Here is a 15125-nt window from a genome sequence, read left to right as displayed (position 1 = left end):
GGCCTCCTTCCCCTCGGCTGAGCCGAGGGGAAGGAGGCCTTCACGCGCACAAGCGGGAATCAGACGGTGAAGCCGAGCGCCCGCAGCTGTTCCCGGCCGTCGTCCGTGATCTTCTCCGGGCCCCACGGCGGCATCCAGACCCAGTTGATCCGGAAGTCCTTGACCAGTCCCGTTCCCCCGCCGACGAGCGCGGCGCCGGTCTGGTCCTCGATGACGTCGGTCAGCGGGCAGGCCGCCGAGGTCAGCGTCATGTCGATGGTGGCGGTGTTGTCCGCCTCGACGCGGATGTCGTAGACCAGCCCGAGGTCGACGACGTTGATGCCGAGTTCGGGGTCGACGACGTCGCGCATCGCCTCTTCGACGTCTTCGACCTTCGCCACGTCGGCGGCGTCCGGGGCGGCGGCGGTCTCCGCGTCGAGGTCGGCGGCCGTGCGCCCCTCGCGGGTTTCGGTCTGCTGTTCGGTCATGCCGTCTCAACTCCGTTGGTCGTGCGGGCGACGGCGTCCTTGAACGCCATCCACCCGAGCAGGGCGCATTTCACACGGGCCGGGTACTTGGCCACGCCGGCGAAGGCGATGCCGTCCTCCAGCACGTCCTCGTCGGGTTCGATCTGCCCTTTGCCCTGCATCAGCTCGACGAAGGCGTCCATGGTGGTGAACGCCTCCTCCACGGTGTGCCCGACGACGAGATCCGTCAAGACCGACGTGGAAGCCTGGCTGATCGAACAGCCCTGTCCCTCGTAGGAGACGTCGGCGACCTTCCCGTCGTCGACCTTCACCCGCAGCGTCACCTCGTCGCCGCAGGTCGGGTTGACCTGGAACGACTCGGCGTCGAACGGCTCGCGCAGACCGCGGCCATGCGGGTTCTTGTAGTGGTCCAGGATGATCTCCTGGTACATGCTTTCGAGGTTCATCACGCCACCCCGAAGAACTTCTGCGCCTCACGCACACCGTTCACCAGCGCGTCCACTTCGGACAGTGTGTTGTAGACGTAGAACGACGCGCGCACGGTCGCGGGCACCGAGCACGCCCGGTGCAGCGGCCACGCGCAGTGGTGCCCGACGCGGACGGCGACACCGAGGCTGTCCAGCACCTGACCGGAGTCGTGCGGGTGGACGCCGTCGATGACGAACGACACCAGTCCGCCGCGGTCGGTCATGTCGGTGGGGCCGATGATCCGCACGCCAGGGATCTCGCCGAGCCCGGCGAGCGCCGCCTCGGTGAGGAGGTGTTCGTGCGCGGCGACGCGGTCCATGCCGATCGCCGACAGGTAGTCGGCGGCCGCGCCGAGACCGACGGCCTGCGACGTCATCGGGGTGCCCGCCTCGAACCGCTGCGGCGGCGCGGCGAAGGTGGTCTGCTCCATGCGGACCAGCTCGATCATCGAGCCACCGGTGAGGAACGGCGGCATCGCTTCGAGCAGCTCACGACGTCCATAAAGGACACCGATACCGTACGGGCCGACCATCTTGTGCCCGGCGAAGGCGGCGAAGTCGACGTCCAGCGCGTGGAAGTCCACCGGGAAATGCGGCACCGACTGGCAGGCGTCCAGCACGACCAGCGCGCCGACCTTGCGGGCCTTCTTCACCAGGAACTCGACCGGGTTGATCGTACCGAGCACGTTGGACTGGTGCGTGAACGCGAGCACCTTGGTCCGCTCGGTGATCAGTTCGTCCACATTGGACAGGTCAAGGCGGCCGTCCGCGGTGACGGAGAACCACTTCAGCGTCGCGCCGGTGCGCTGGCAGAGCTGCTGCCACGGCACCAGGTTCGCGTGGTGCTCCATCTCGGTGATGACGATCTCGTCGCCGGGACCGATCTTGAACCGCTCGGCCCCGGGACCGGCCGTGGCGGCGTTGCTCATCGCGTAGGCGACGAGGTTGATGCCCTCGGTGGCGTTCTTGGTGAACACCAGCTCGTGCGGGGAGGCGCCGACGAACTCCGCGATCCGCACGCGGGCGGATTCGTAGGCGTCGGTCGCCTCTTCGGCGAGCTGGTGCGCGCCGCGGTGCACCGCGGCGTTCGAGGTCTCCAGGAACCGGCGCTCGGCTTCGAGCACCTGCGCCGGCTTCTGGGACGTCGCACCGGAATCCAGATACACCAAGGGTTTCCCGTCCCGCACCGTGCGGGTCAGGATCGGGAAGTCGGCCCTGATGGCCGCTACGTCCAGCGGTGCAGCAGAGTTAGCCGTGGTGGTGGTCATCGGGCCAACTCCTCTCGGTGTAGTCGTGAAGTTCAGTGATCAGACGGCGGCGGTCTCGGTGGAGCCGGCGTACCTGACGTACCCGTTCTCCTCCAGCTCGTCCGCGAGCTCACGGCCACCGGACGCGACGATCTTGCCGCCCGCGAAGACGTGCACGAAGTCGGGCGTGATGTGCCGCAGGATCCGCGTGTAGTGCGTGATCAGCATGACGCCGGCGTCGTTGTTGGCCTTGAACTCGTTGACGCCCTCGGACACGACGCGCAGCGCGTCGACGTCGAGGCCCGAGTCGGTCTCGTCGAGGATGGCGATCTTCGGCTTGAGCAGCGCCAGCTGCAGGATCTCGTGGCGCTTCTTCTCACCGCCGGAGAAGCCCTCGTTCACCGAACGCTCGGCGAACTCGGACGAGATCTCCAGCTTGCCCATCTCCTCCTTGACCTCCTTGACCCAGTGGCGCAGCTTGGGGGCCTCGCCACGGACCGCGGTGGCCGCGGTGCGGAGGAAGTTGGACATGGACACGCCCGGAACCTCGACCGGGTACTGCATCGCGAGGAACAGGCCCGCGCGGGCACGCTCGTCGACGCTCATCTCCAGCACGTCCTCACCGTCGAGCAGGACCTGCCCGGAGGTGACTTCGTACTTGGGGTGACCGGCGATGGCGTAGGACAGCGTGGACTTGCCCGAACCGTTGGGGCCCATGATCGCGTGGGTCTCGCCCGACTTGATGGTCAGGTTGACGCCCTTGAGGATCTCCTTGGGGCCCTCCTCGGTCGTGACCGAGGCGTGCAGATCCTTGATTTCCAGCGTAGGCATTTCTTTCCTAAAAGTCTCTTGTGGACGGACGCGCGCTCAGGCGCCGACAGCTTCGAGCTCGGCTTCGATCGCGGCCTCGAGACGCTCGCGCACCTCGGGAACGCCGATCTTGACCAGGATCTCGTGGAAGAACCCGCGTACGACCAGGCGGCGCGCGGCGTCTTCGCCGATTCCGCGCGACTGGAGGTAGAACAACTGCTCGTCGTCGAACCTTCCCGTCGCGCTCGCGTGACCCGCGCCTTCGATCTCGCCGGTCTCGATCTCCAGGTTCGGGATCGAGTCCGCCCGCGCGCCCGGCGTCAGCACCAGGTTGCGGTTGAGTTCGTAGGTGTCGGTGGCCTCGGCGGCCGCCCGGATCAGCACGTCGCCGACCCACACGGTGTGCGCGCCATCGCCCTGCAGCGCGCCCTTGTACATCACCCGCGACTTGCAGTTCGGCACCGCGTGGTCGACGAAGAGGCGGTGCTCCTGGTGCTGCGCCTCATCCGCGAAGTACAGGCCGAGCATCTCGACGTCGCCGCCCTTGTCGGCGAACGTCGCCGTCGGCGAGACACGGACGAGGTCACCGCCCAGGGTGATGACGATGTGCTTCAGCGTGGCGTCGCGGCCGAGCTTGAGGTGCTGCTCGGAGACGTGCACCGCGTCGTCGGCCCAGTCCTGGACGCTGACCACGGTCACGTTCGCCGAATCGCCGATGACGAACTCGACATTGTCTGCGTAGGTGCCGGAGCCGGCGTGGTCGAGGACGATGACGGCCTCGGAGAACTGCTCGGCGCGCACCTGCACGTGCCCGTAGGCGACCTTGCCCTCGCCGGGGCCGGTGATCTTCACCGTCGACGGCTTCGAGGTCTTCGTCTCCTTGGGCACCGTGATGACGGTGGCCTCGGTGAACGAGGAATACGCCTGCGCGGCGATCCGGTCGCTCGGGACACCCGCGGCGCCGAGGCGCTCGTCGTCCCGGCCGACCGTCTCGATCTTCAGTTCGGGCGCGGCGTCGGCGTCCACCGTGGCCGAACCCGAAGCGGCGGCGGACCCGTCGTGCAGGCCGCGCAGCCGCTTCATCGGGGTGAAACGCCAGTTCTCCTCACGACCGCCGGGGACCTCGAAGGCCTCGACATCGTAGGAGGTGAAGCGCTCCGCGCGAGAGGTCGCCGGAATGACGACCCCTTCGCGCATCGCTTCGGAAACGTTGTTCTCGGTAACCGACATGACTAGCCGACGGACCCTTCCATCTGAAGCTCGATCAGGCGGTTCAGTTCGAGCGCGTATTCCATCGGCAGCTCACGCGCGATGGGCTCGACGAACCCGCGCACGATCATCGCCATGGCCTCGGCCTCGTCGAGACCGCGCGACATGAGGTAGAACATCTGGTCTTCGCTGACCTTCGAGACGGTCGCCTCGTGGCCCATGGAGACCTCGTCGTTGCGGATGTCGACGTACGGGTACGTGTCCGACCGCGAGATCGTGTCGACGAGCAGCGCGTCACAGACGACGCTGGACCGCGAGTGGTGCGCCCGCTTCGCGACCTTGACCAGGCCGCGGTACGAGGTGCGGCCACCGCCGCGCGCCACCGACTTCGACACGATGGTCGAGGAGGTGTGCGGCGCCAGGTGCTCCATCTTCGCGCCGGCGTCCTGGTGCTGGCCCTCGCCCGCGAACGCGACCGAGAGGACCTCGCCCTTGGCGTGCTCGCCCATGAGGAACACGGACGGGTACTTCATCGTGACCTTGGAACCGATGTTGCCGTCGATCCACTCCATGGTCGCGCCCTCTTCGCACTTGGCGCGCTTGGTGACCAGGTTGTAGACGTTGTTCGACCAGTTCTGGATGGTCGTGTAACGGCAGCGGGCGCCCTTCTTCACGATGATCTCCACGACCGCCGAGTGCAGCGAGTCGGACTGGTAGATCGGCGCGGTGCAACCCTCGACGTAGTGCACGTAGGCGTCTTCGTCGACGATGATCAGGGTCCGCTCGAACTGACCCATGTTCTCGGTGTTGATGCGGAAGTACGCCTGCAGCGGGATGTCCACCTTGACGCCCTTGGGCACGTAGATGAACGAACCGCCGGACCACACCGCGGTGTTCAGCGCGGAGAACTTGTTGTCCCCGGCCGGGATCACGGAGCCGAAGTACTCCTTGAAGATCTCCGGGTGCTCCTTGAGCGCGGTGTCGGTGTCCAGGAACAGGACGCCCTGCGCCTCCAGGTCCTCGCGGATCTGGTGGTAGACGACCTCGGACTCGTACTGCGCGGCGACACCGGCGACGAGGCGCTGCTTCTCCGCCTCGGGGATGCCGAGCCGGTCGTACGTGTTCTTGATGTCCTCGGGCAGGTCTTCCCAGGAAGTGGCCTGCTTCTCCGTGGACCGCACGAAGTACTTGATGTTGTCGAAGTCGATCCCGGAGAGGTCCGCACCCCAGTTGGGCATCGGCTTCAAGTCGAAGAGCTTGAGCGCCTTGAGTCGCGCTTCGCGCATCCACTCCGGCTCGGACTTCTTCGAGGAGATGTCGGTGACGACGTCCTCGTTCAGTCCGCGACGGGCCGTTGAGCCCGCCTCGTCGGAGTCCGCCCAGCCGAACGCGTACTTGCCAAGGGACTCGATGGTCTCTTCCTGGCTCATGGGCGCGGTGGTGGGAGTGCGCTGCTCGGCAGCGGCAGTCATGCGGGTTTCCCTCCATTCGGGATCCGTGCTGTGCGCCCCGGGGAGGGCGCCGTGCTTCCCGGACCGGGTGTGGCCGGGTGACCCGCCGAGACGACGGGTACGTGTGTGGTGCACGCGTTGTCACCGCGTGCGATGGTCGCCAGCCGCTGGACGTGGGTACCCAGAAGTTCCGCGAAAGCCTCTGTCTCGGCTTCGCACAACTGAGGGAACTCGGCGGCGACGTGGGCGACCGGGCAATGGTGCTGGCAGAGCTGTTCGCCGACACCGACCTGACGGGTCGACGCAGCGTAACCCTCCCTGGTCAGCGCCGCAGCGAGGGCCTCGGCGCGCGAGGCGGGGTCCGTGTGCTTGGTGATCGCGTCCTGATGCGGGCCGACCAGCGAGGCGACCCGGGCCTCCGCGAACGCCTTCACGGCGTCCTCGCCGGCGTGTTCGGCGAGGAAGCGGATGGCCGAGGACGCGAGGTTGTCGTACGCGTGCCCGAACCGGGCGCGGCCGGCCTCGGTGAGCAGGAAGTTCTTGGCGGGACGGCCTCGTCCGCGGGGCCCGCGACGGGGCGCGTCCCGTGTTTCGGCCTCGCCGTCGGCGAGCAGCGCGTCGAGATGACGGCGGACGGCGGCGGCGCTGATCCCCAGCTGCTCGGCCACCACGACGGCGGTCATCGGACCCTGTTCCAGCAGCAAGCGGGCCACTTCGTGCCTGGTGCGCCCCTCGGGGCCGATCTGCGCGGGGACAGGCTGGACGTCGGCGCGGGGCATGTCGCCACCGGCCTCGTCCTGCGTCCCCGTCTTTTTCACAACACAAGTGTGACGTATTTCCGGGGAGACGGCAAAGAGGGGTGGCTCACGGAGTGGCGTGGGTCACTTCACGGCGGCTGAAGGACGCTTTCCCCGCATGCGATGAGACGAAAGCGTCCTTCACCGCGTCGCATGCGGTGAAAGTCCCCTTCAGCCCCCGGTAACCACGTACCCGCCCGGTCTGTTCCCGGGATCGCTACCCTTCGTGCGTGGCAGTGGGCGATCACCCGGCACAGCGGGACACGGACGGGGCGGAGCCGGAAGACCAGGCTGTGCGGTCGGCAGGGTCGGTGGCGACAATCGCCCCTGGGCGCCCGCACGATCCGGAGCCCCTGGACGACAAGGAACTGCGCGGCCTGAACGTGGTCCGCCGGTTCGGCGCGGTCGGTTCCCTGTTCCTCGCCCTCGGCTCGCTCGGCGCGGGAGCCGCCCCGGTGATCAACCCGGTGCAGGAGATCCCGGTCCTGCGGCTGTTCACCCGCATCCCCATGGTGTCGCTCGCGATGGGCCTGGCGGGCATGGCGATCATCGTGCTCAGCTGGCTGCTGCTCGGCCGGTTCGCGCAGCCCGCGCGCCGCCGCCTCGCCACCCAGGGCCAGCTCGCCCGCACCATCGCGCTCTGGTGCGCGCCGCTGCTGTTCATCCCGCCGCTGTTCTCCCGCGACGTCTACAGCTATCTCGCGCAGAGCGAGATCGTCGCCCGCGGGATGGATCCGTACTCCCTCGGCCCGGCCGAAGCCCTCGGCGTCTCCGACCCGCTGACCTCCGGTGTCTCCAACATGTGGCGCGAGACCCCGGCGCCCTATGGCCCGCTGCTGCTGCGCCTCGGCGGCTGGCTCGCCCCGCTGAGCAGCGGCAACATCGTCACCGGCGTGCTGCTGCAGCGCGGGCTGGCGCTGATCGGCGTCATCCTGATCATCTGGGCGCTGCCCCGGCTGGCCCGGCGGTTCGGCGTGCAGCCCGCCACCGCGCTGTGGCTCGGCGCCGCGAACCCGCTGCTGATCTTCCACTTCGTCGCGGGCGCCCACAACGACGCGCTCGCGATCGGGCTCATGGTGGCCGGGCTGGAGATCGGTCTCCAGCGGATGCCGGTGCGGTTCAAGGACGACGCCGTCCCCCCGCTGGCCAAGGGCGAACTGCTCTACATCGGGCTCGGGGTGGCGATCATCACCCTCGGCGTCGCCGTGAAGATCAACGCGGTCCTGGCGCTGCCGTTCTTCACGGTGATGGTGGCCAGACGCTGGCACGGCCGGATCAAGGACCTGGTCACCGCCGCGGTGCCGATGGCGTTGTTGTTCGGCGTGGTGCTGGTGGCGGTCTGTTACGGCACCGGCCTCGGTTTCGGCTGGGTCGGCGCGCTCGGGACGCCGGGACTGGTCCGCTCGTGGATCTCGCCGACGTCGGAACTCGCCGCGCTCGGCGGTGTCCTCGGCATCGCGCTCGGCCTCGGCAACCACACCAACGCGATGGTGCCGATCCTCGGCACGCTGGGCTACCTCGTCGCGGGCGCGGTGACGGTCAAGTTCCTCTGGGACAGCTTCAAATGGCGCTACCGGCCGATCATCGGCCTCGGCGTCTCGCTGGGCGCGGTGATGGTGCTGCACGTCGCGCTCCAGCCCTGGTATCTGCTGTGGGCGATCATCCCGCTCGCCGCGGCGGCGGGGACCTCGCGGTTCCGTATCGCCGCGACCATCGTCACCGCCGTCCTGCCGTTCCTCCTGCCGACGACGGGAAGCACCTTCGAGGGCCGCGGTTTCGTCCTGCCGTTCGCCTGGGCCGCCGCCGGGGTCGTCACGCTACTGGGGCTGTTCATCGTCCACCGCCTCTCACCACTGCTGCTGTCCAGACCGTCCCCGGAGCATTCGGTCCCGGCGTGAGGCCGTATCGTGACCTGTCGTGAACGCCCCCGCCGTCGAGATCACCGGGCTGGTGAAACGCTACGGATCCACCACCGCGGTCGATGGACTCGACCTGCGGATGGAACGTGGCACGCTGCTCGCTCTGCTCGGCCCGAACGGGGCCGGCAAGACCACCACCGTCGAGATCTGCGAAGGCTTCCTTCGTCCTGACGACGGCGAAGTCCGTGTGCTGGGCCTGGACCCGGCGCGCGACGGCGCCGCGCTGCGGCCCCGGATCGGCGTGATGCCCCAGGGCGGCGGCGCGTATCCCGGCGTCCGCGCCGACGAGATGCTCGGGCTGGTCGCCGCGTGTGCGGCGAACCCGCTCGACCCCGCCTGGCTGCTGGACGTCCTCGGTCTCGCGGGAGCGAAGAAGACACCGTTCAAACGGCTTTCCGGTGGGCAGCAGCAGCGGCTCTCGCTCGCCTGCGCGCTCGTCGGCCGTCCGGAGCTGCTCTTCCTCGACGAGCCGACGGCGGGCATGGACCCACAGGCCCGCCGCCTGGTCTGGGACCTGCTCGGGGCGCTGCGCGCCGACGGGGTCAGCGTGCTGCTCACCACGCATCTGATGGAGGAGGCCGAAACGCTGGCCGACACCGTGGTGATCGTGGACCACGGCAAGGTCGTCGTCGAAGGTTCCCCGCAGTCGCTGACCGTCGAAGCCGGCGAGACGGCGCAGCTGCGGTTCAAGGCGCGTACGAAGCTCGACACCGCACTGCTGACCGCGGCGCTCCCCGAGGGGCACCTCGTCCACGAGTCGGCGCCGGGCACCTATCTCGTCGAGGGCGCGATCGACCCGCAGGTGGTGTCCACGGTGACGGCGTGGTGCGCGCAGCAGGGCGTCATGCCCGAAGAGCTGCAGGTCGGCAGGCGCACGCTGGAAGAGGTCTTCCTGGAGCTGACCGGACGGGAACTGCGCGCATGACCACCACGCCCACGCCGCGGTTCGCCGCGGGCACGTTCACCCCGGCTCCCGGCCGCGGTTCGCTCGGCAAGATGCTGCGCACGCACGCGAAGGTCGAAGCGAGCCTGACGCTGCGCCACGGCGAGCAGATCCTGCTGACCCTGCTGATCCCGCTCGCGCTGCTGATCGGCCTGTCGCTACTGGACATCCTGCCGTCGTCGCAACTCGGCGATTCGTCCAAAGTGGACTGGATCACGCCGAGGATCCTGGCGCTGGCGGTGATGTCTTCGGCGTTCACCGGGCAGGCCATCGCGCTGGGCTTCGACCGCCGTTACGGCGTCCTCAAACGGCTTTCCGCCACCGCACTCCCCCGCTGGCTGCTCGTCGCGGGCCGGGTGGCCGCCGCGCTGGTCGTGGTGGCACTACAGGCGGTGATCCTCGGCGTCGTCGCCGCGCTGCTGGGCTGGTCGCCGTCGCTGGGCGGGCTCCTCGGCGCGATCCCGTTCCTGATCGTCGGCACGCTCGCGTTCGGCGCGCTGGGCCTGTTGCTCGGCGGCGCGCTGCGCGCGGAGGCCGTGCTGGCGCTGGCGAACATCGTCTGGTTCGTGTTGCTGCTCGCGGGCGGCATCCTGCTGGCGCCGTCGACCATGCCGTCCGGCGTCGCGTGGATCGTCGAACTGCTGCCCTCGGGCGCGCTCGCCGAAGGCCTGCGGTCGGTCCTGCTGGACGGTTCGTTCGGCTGGGGCCCGTTCGCGGTGCTCGTCGGCTGGGGCGTCGTCGCGGGCGCGCTGGCGAGCAGGACCACCAAGCTGACCTGAGGCGGCCGACACAGCGGGGTCCGGCCGGTGGAACGCTCTCAGGAAGGGCGTTCTAGCATCGGACGGTGCCGTTCCAGAGCCTTGTAGCGCGTCTGCCGTATCCCTCGTTCGCGGTCCAGCGAGCGGTCGCGATGGCGGCGGTGATCGCCCAGGCCGGAATCGGCGTCACCGGCTCGGTCGTCCGCGTCACGGGTTCGGGCCTCGGCTGCCCCACCTGGCCGCAGTGCGTCGAAGGCAGCATCGTGCCCGTCGCGCACCCCGAGTTCGACGCCCTCACCCAATGGATCGAATTCAGCAACCGGATGCTGACCGGGGTGGTCATCCTGGTCGCCGCGCTCTGCGTGATCACCGCGTGGCGCGTGCAGATCGAGCACCCCAGCCGCCGTCGTCTGGTGAAGCTGGCCTGGACGATGCCCGCCGGCGTGATGCTGCAGGCCGTCGTCGGCGGGATCACCGTGCTCGCGAAACTCGAATGGTGGACCGTCGCGCTCCACTTCCTGGCCTCCACTCCCCTGGTCTGGCTCGCGGTCCTGCTGCTGCGCGCGTTCAAGGAGGGTGACGAGCCCGCCCGCTGGCTGATCCCGGACGCGGGCCGCAAGACGCTGATCGCGCTCGCCGTGTCGATGTGGGCCGTCCTCGTGGCGGGAACCACCGTGACCGGGGCGGGCCCGCACGGCGGCGACCCCGGCACCCACCGGCTCCAGGCACCGATCGAGACGCTCACCCAGATCCACGGTGGGTTGCTGGTGGTCTACCTGATCGTGCTGGCCGTCTTCGGGCTCCAGCTGATGCGGGGCGAGACACCGAAGCAGTTGTGGAAGCGGTACACCATCGTGTGGGTCGTAGCGGTCCTCCAGGGGATCGTGGGCTCGGTGCAGTACGGCCTCGGTGTGCCGGAGGCGCTGGTCTCGTTCCACGTCCTCGGTTCCGCGCTGGTGATCATCTCGACGGCGGCACTGTGGTGCGGCTCACGTGATCGCGGTCCGGCGCCGGTTTCCCACGCCGCTGACCGGGAACTCGCCACTTCGAACTGACCCCCTGGCAAACCGGACGTAACCCCCGGGCGGCGTGCTCGCCAGACGCTGCCCTTACGCTGCGTTTCGGTGCCCCGCACGGGGGTTCACCACCGAGTCGAGGCACGAGGTGTCGTATGACCGCCAGCACCGAGCCGGACGCACCGGCCAGTCCGTCCAAACCCCTGATCTCCCACCGCCGGGGCTCCGGGGAGATGCTGATACTCAAGACCTTCCTGCTGGTCCCGTTCGTCGCGCTGCTCGCGGCCGTGCCGATCGTGTGGGGCTGGGGCATGACCTGGGTCGATCTGGCGCTGGCGGCCGTGTTCTACACCGTCGGGACGCTCGGGGTGACCGTCGGATACCACCGCTACTTCACCCACGGCGCCTTCAAGGCCGGGCGGCCGCTGCGCGTGGCGCTCGCCATCGCCGGCAGTTTCGCGGTGCAGGGTTCGGTCATCTTCTGGGTGGCCAGCCACCGTCGCCACCACGCCTTCGCCGACCGCGAAGGCGACCCGCACTCCCCCTGGCTGTTCGGGACGTCGCCCTCGGCGCTCCTGCGCGGCTTCTGGCACGCGCATATGGGCTGGATGTTCAGCCGCGAGGTGACCAACTACGACCGGTTCGCGCCGGACCTGGTGGCCGACAAGGACCTTCGCGTGGTGAACCGCTACTTCTGGCTGTGGATCACGCTGAGCCTCCTGCTGCCCGCGGTGCTCGGCGGGCTGATCAGCTGGTCGTGGTGGGGTGTGGTGACCGGGTTCTTCTGGGCCGGGCTGGTCCGGATCGCGTTCCTGCACCACGTCACCTGGTCGGTGAACTCGATCTGTCACCTGGTCGGCGAGCGCCCGTTCGCCAGCCGTGACAAGGCGGCGAACTTCTGGCCGCTGGCGATCCTGTCCATGGGCGAGTCGTGGCACAACTCCCACCACGCCGACCCGACCTGCGCGCGGCACGGAGTCCTGCGCGGACAGGTCGATGTGTCGGCACGGGTGATCTGGCTGTTCGAGAAGTTCGGGTGGGCACGCGACGTGCGGTGGCCGAAGCCGGAGCGCTTGGCCGCGAAGCTCGCGAAACCTGCCTGACCGCCCCACCTAGCGCGCCATGAAAGGTCCTTTCCTTGCGAAATTTGCCAGGAAAGGACCTTTCATAGCATCGCGTCAGGCGAGTTGCTGGCGCACGGCGGAGGCGAAGCGCCACGCCGCGGCGGCGTCGGTCTGCCGGAACCCGAGCGAAGGTTCGACGAGCTCCAGTTCCAGCAGCAGCGGCCTGCCGTCCGGCCCGGCGACGAGGTCGACACGGGCGTAGAGCAGTTCCGCGCGCAGGATGCCGAGCAGCGCCGCCGTCGCGTCGAGAGCGTCTTCGGCCAGCGCACGAAAGCTCGCAGCCGGCTGCACGGGCGCGAGCTTCTCCGTCACGTACAGCCCGGACTCGTCGAGTTCCCGGCCCAGCATCGCGGCCTTCGAGAACGCGTGCGAGTACACGCCGCCGAAGTACACCAGCGCGATCTCGCCCGCACTGTCCACACTGGACTGATATGGCTGGAGCAGCACGGTGTTGCCGTCGGCCTGCAGCCCGGAGAGATGCGCGGCGGCCGCGTCGCCCGCGGTGAACCGGCCCGCTCCTCGCGAGCCGGCGCCGATGGCGGGCTTCAGCACGAACTCGCCCTTGGGCCAGCGCGGGGCCTGCTCGTCCGGCGCGATCAAGGTCGTCGGCACGACCGCGACCCCGGCGTCGCCGAGTTCGGCCAGGTAGGACTTGTCGGTGTTCCACCGCGCGACCTCGGCCGAATTGGCCAACGTCGGCACGGTCTCGGCCCAGGAGAGGAACTCGTCGCGGCGCTCGGCGTAGTCCCAGGTGGCGCGCAGCACGACGATGTCCGCCGCGGAGAAGTCGACGGTCGTGTCGTCCCAGGCGGCCCAGCGGGTCTTGAAGCCCAGGTCGGCCAGCGCCTCGGGAACCGCGTGCTCGTCGCCGTCACCTTCCGGCAGCGCGGCGCAGGCGACGAAGATCGCGGAGCCGCTCACTTCCCCGCCATCCGGCGGCGGTGCTCGGCGCCGATCTTGGTGGCCTTCACGGTCTCGCTGTCCCACTCGGCGGGCTCGAGGTCTTCGACGGCCTCGACCAGCGCGTCGCCCGCCGCCACGGAGGCGACGACGACGTCGCCGAGCGCGCCGTCGGCACCCACGAGCACGACGCGCGCGCCGATCCGGCCGATGTTCTCCACCACCGCGCGCGACGGCTTCCCGTGCCGCTTCACGAAGTCGCGGGCGGCCGCGACCTGGCGCGACGTGGGGGCGGCGGTCTCGGTCTTCTCTTCGGTCTCAGCCACGCGCCGAGCTTAACCGCGAAAGGCCCGGGACGCGGAATAACCGTGGCGTCGGCCATAGTTGTCCCGTCGGAACGACCTTGAACGAGGAGGATGTATGCCCGCGGCAGTGCAGATCCGGCGAACCGGTGGTCCCGAAGTCCTTGAGCTGTCGGAAGTCGAGGTCGGCGAACCCGGTTCCGGCGAACTGCTCGTGGACGTCGCGGCGGCGGGCGTCAACTACATCGACACCTATCACCGCGAGGGCATCTACCCGGTCGAAACGCCGTTCATCCTGGGCTTGGAGGGGGCAGGCACGGTTGCGGCGGTCGGCGCGGACGTGACCGGTTTCGCCGTCGGCGACCGGGTCGCCTGGCAGGGTTCGCTGGGCAGCTACGCCCAGCGCCGTCTGGTTCCCGCCACGATCGCGGTGAAGATCCCGGACGGCGTGTCCGAGGAGACCGCCGCCGCCACGATGCTCCAGGGGATCACCGCGCACGCCCTGATCGCCTCGACCTACGAGGTCAAGGCCGGTGACGACGTGCTGATCCACGCCGCGGCGGGCGGTATGGGCCTGCTGCTGGTCCAGCTGGCCAAGGCCCGCGGCGCCAGGGTCATCGGCACCGTCTCCACCGACGAGAAGGCCGAACTCGCCAAGCAGGCTGGCGCGGACGACGTCATCCGCTACGACCAGGTCGACTTCGCCAAGGCCACCCGCGACCTCACCGGGGGCAAGGGTGTCGAGGTCGTCTACGACGGGGTCGGCAAGTCCACTGTGGACGGCAGCCTGGCGAGCCTGAAGATCCGCGGCCTGCTCGCCCTCTACGGCGCGGCCAGCGGCCCGGTCCCGCCGATCGACCCGCAGCTGCTCAACCGCAGCGGCTCGGTGTACCTCACCCGCCCGACCTCCGCGCACTACGTGCTCACCCGCGAGGAACTGGAGTGGCGCGTGAACGAACTGTTCACCGCCGTTCAGGACGGCTCGCTGAACATCCGGATCGGCGGCCGCTACCCGCTGGCCGACGCGCGCCAGGCGCACGAAGACCTCCAGGGGCGCCGCACCACCGGCAAGCTCCTGCTGATCCCGTGACGACTCTCTGGCCGGAGGAGGTCCGGCTCGAAGGCGAGGGACTCCTCTTGCGGGAGTGGACCGAAGACGACATCGCGTTCATGCCGGGACTGTTCGACAATCCCGCTGTCGCGCGGTTCACGCCGCTGCCTTCCCCGTTCGACGAGGTGGCGGCGAAGGCGCACTACGCGAAGTCCGTCGCCCGTCGCGCGGAAGGCAACGGGCTGCGGCTGGCCATCACGGCCGACGGTGACGAGCCGCTCGGCGAGGTCGTGCTGTTCCTGAAGGAGGATGCGGCCGAACTCGGGTACGCCGTCGGTCCCGCCCACCGCGGGCGGGACCTGGCTGCGCGGGCGTTGCGGGTCCTCACCGCCCACGCGCTGGACCTCGGGCTCGGACCGCTCCAGCTGAAGATCGACACCGACAACGTGGCCAGCCAGGCCGTCGCGCGCCGGGTCGGCTACGCCCTGACCGACGCGCCGCCCGAGCCCAAGGTCGAGAAGGGGCTGGAGATCACGCTCCACACCTGGGAGCACGTCGGCTGACTTCAAGTCCGTGAAGGCCTGGTGGATTCACGTGGTGGTTGCAACACGCATTGTTTGTTGGCCTGAGAGTAGTGCTTCGAGGGCTTCGGCTGGGGTGTGCC

16 protein-coding genes are annotated in these 15125 nt (G+C 69.1%); 7 read left to right on the top strand and 9 right to left on the bottom strand.

Features of this window, described 5'->3' with window-relative positions:
• Positions 1-59: 59 nt before the first annotated feature.
• From ACFVM3_RS39745 to ACFVM3_RS39715, 7 genes are read right to left on the bottom strand one after another with little or no spacing between them, the layout of a single operon-like run.
• Positions 60-467 carry a metal-sulfur cluster assembly factor gene (locus ACFVM3_RS39745; RefSeq protein WP_034311811.1) on the bottom strand — a complete coding sequence of 136 codons (408 nt, stop codon included), beginning with the start codon at positions 465-467 and terminating at the stop codon, positions 60-62.
• The gene (sufU, locus tag ACFVM3_RS39740) at positions 464-913 is read right to left on the bottom strand and encodes a Fe-S cluster assembly sulfur transfer protein SufU (protein WP_007029705.1); all 450 of its coding nucleotides are present in this window, start codon (positions 911-913) and stop codon (positions 464-466) included. The genes ACFVM3_RS39745 and sufU overlap by 4 nt, the downstream gene beginning before the upstream one ends.
• Positions 913-2202 carry a cysteine desulfurase gene (locus tag ACFVM3_RS39735; protein WP_378444948.1) on the bottom strand — a complete coding sequence of 430 codons (1290 nt, stop codon included), beginning with the start codon at positions 2200-2202 and terminating at the stop codon, positions 913-915. The genes sufU and ACFVM3_RS39735 overlap by 1 nt, the downstream gene beginning before the upstream one ends.
• A 39-nt stretch (positions 2203-2241) precedes the next feature.
• Positions 2242-3012 carry a Fe-S cluster assembly ATPase SufC gene (gene sufC, locus ACFVM3_RS39730; RefSeq protein WP_378444947.1) on the bottom strand — a complete coding sequence of 257 codons (771 nt, stop codon included), beginning with the start codon at positions 3010-3012 and terminating at the stop codon, positions 2242-2244.
• A gap of 36 nt (positions 3013-3048) precedes the next feature.
• The gene (gene sufD / locus ACFVM3_RS39725; protein WP_378444946.1) at positions 3049-4221 is read right to left on the bottom strand and encodes a Fe-S cluster assembly protein SufD; all 1173 of its coding nucleotides are present in this window, start codon (positions 4219-4221) and stop codon (positions 3049-3051) included.
• Positions 4222-4223: 2 nt separating this feature from the next.
• Positions 4224-5672, bottom strand: coding sequence for a Fe-S cluster assembly protein SufB (gene sufB / locus ACFVM3_RS39720; protein ID WP_034311804.1), 1449 nt, complete (start codon positions 5670-5672; stop codon positions 4224-4226).
• The gene (locus ACFVM3_RS39715) at positions 5669-6469 is read right to left on the bottom strand and encodes a helix-turn-helix transcriptional regulator (RefSeq protein ID WP_378444945.1); all 801 of its coding nucleotides are present in this window, start codon (positions 6467-6469) and stop codon (positions 5669-5671) included. The genes sufB and ACFVM3_RS39715 overlap by 4 nt, the downstream gene beginning before the upstream one ends.
• 290 nt (positions 6470-6759) lie before the next feature.
• On the opposite strand from ACFVM3_RS39715, the gene mptB reads away from it, so the two are divergent.
• The 5 genes from mptB to ACFVM3_RS39690 all read left to right on the top strand — a co-directional run bounded on the left by mptB (position 6760) and on the right by ACFVM3_RS39690 (position 12187).
• Positions 6760-8346: a polyprenol phosphomannose-dependent alpha 1,6 mannosyltransferase MptB gene (gene mptB / locus ACFVM3_RS39710; protein WP_378444949.1), complete on the top strand. Its 1587-nt coding sequence runs from the start codon at positions 6760-6762 to the stop codon at positions 8344-8346.
• Between the two features lie 19 nt (positions 8347-8365).
• Positions 8366-9292: an ABC transporter ATP-binding protein gene (locus ACFVM3_RS39705; protein WP_378444944.1), complete on the top strand. Its 927-nt coding sequence runs from the start codon at positions 8366-8368 to the stop codon at positions 9290-9292.
• Positions 9289-10089 (top strand): ABC transporter permease, encoded by an 801-nt coding sequence (locus ACFVM3_RS39700; protein WP_378444943.1) that lies wholly within the window; start codon positions 9289-9291, stop codon positions 10087-10089. Before ACFVM3_RS39705 ends, ACFVM3_RS39700 begins: the two co-directional genes overlap by 4 nt.
• 65 nt (positions 10090-10154) lie before the next feature.
• Positions 10155-11123, top strand: coding sequence for a heme A synthase (locus tag ACFVM3_RS39695; protein ID WP_378444942.1), 969 nt, complete (start codon positions 10155-10157; stop codon positions 11121-11123).
• A 116-nt stretch (positions 11124-11239) separates the two neighbouring features.
• Positions 11240-12187 carry an acyl-CoA desaturase gene (locus tag ACFVM3_RS39690; RefSeq protein WP_378444941.1) on the top strand — a complete coding sequence of 316 codons (948 nt, stop codon included), beginning with the start codon at positions 11240-11242 and terminating at the stop codon, positions 12185-12187.
• Between the two features lie 75 nt (positions 12188-12262).
• On the opposite strand, the gene ACFVM3_RS39685 is transcribed toward ACFVM3_RS39690, so the two are convergent.
• Together ACFVM3_RS39685 and ACFVM3_RS39680 are read right to left on the bottom strand one after the other, a co-directional pair.
• The gene (locus ACFVM3_RS39685; protein ID WP_378444940.1) at positions 12263-13129 is read right to left on the bottom strand and encodes a RimK family alpha-L-glutamate ligase; all 867 of its coding nucleotides are present in this window, start codon (positions 13127-13129) and stop codon (positions 12263-12265) included.
• Positions 13126-13434, bottom strand: coding sequence for a hypothetical protein (locus tag ACFVM3_RS39680; protein WP_378444939.1), 309 nt, complete (start codon positions 13432-13434; stop codon positions 13126-13128). The genes ACFVM3_RS39685 and ACFVM3_RS39680 overlap by 4 nt, the downstream gene beginning before the upstream one ends.
• A gap of 94 nt (positions 13435-13528) precedes the next feature.
• Between ACFVM3_RS39680 and ACFVM3_RS39675 the strand changes: the two genes are divergently transcribed.
• Positions 13529-14500 carry a quinone oxidoreductase family protein gene (locus tag ACFVM3_RS39675; RefSeq protein ID WP_378444938.1) on the top strand — a complete coding sequence of 324 codons (972 nt, stop codon included), beginning with the start codon at positions 13529-13531 and terminating at the stop codon, positions 14498-14500.
• Positions 14497-15024 carry a GNAT family N-acetyltransferase gene (locus ACFVM3_RS39670; protein WP_378444937.1) on the top strand — a complete coding sequence of 176 codons (528 nt, stop codon included), beginning with the start codon at positions 14497-14499 and terminating at the stop codon, positions 15022-15024. Before ACFVM3_RS39675 ends, ACFVM3_RS39670 begins: the two co-directional genes overlap by 4 nt.
• The last annotated feature ends 101 nt before the right edge of the window (positions 15025-15125 follow it).

Source organism: Amycolatopsis sp. NPDC057786 (assembly GCF_042797905.1).
Lineage (GTDB): Bacteria > Actinomycetota > Actinomycetes > Mycobacteriales > Pseudonocardiaceae > Amycolatopsis.
Note: the sequence above shows the minus strand (reverse complement) of the source record. Positions and strands in the feature narration are given on the sequence as shown.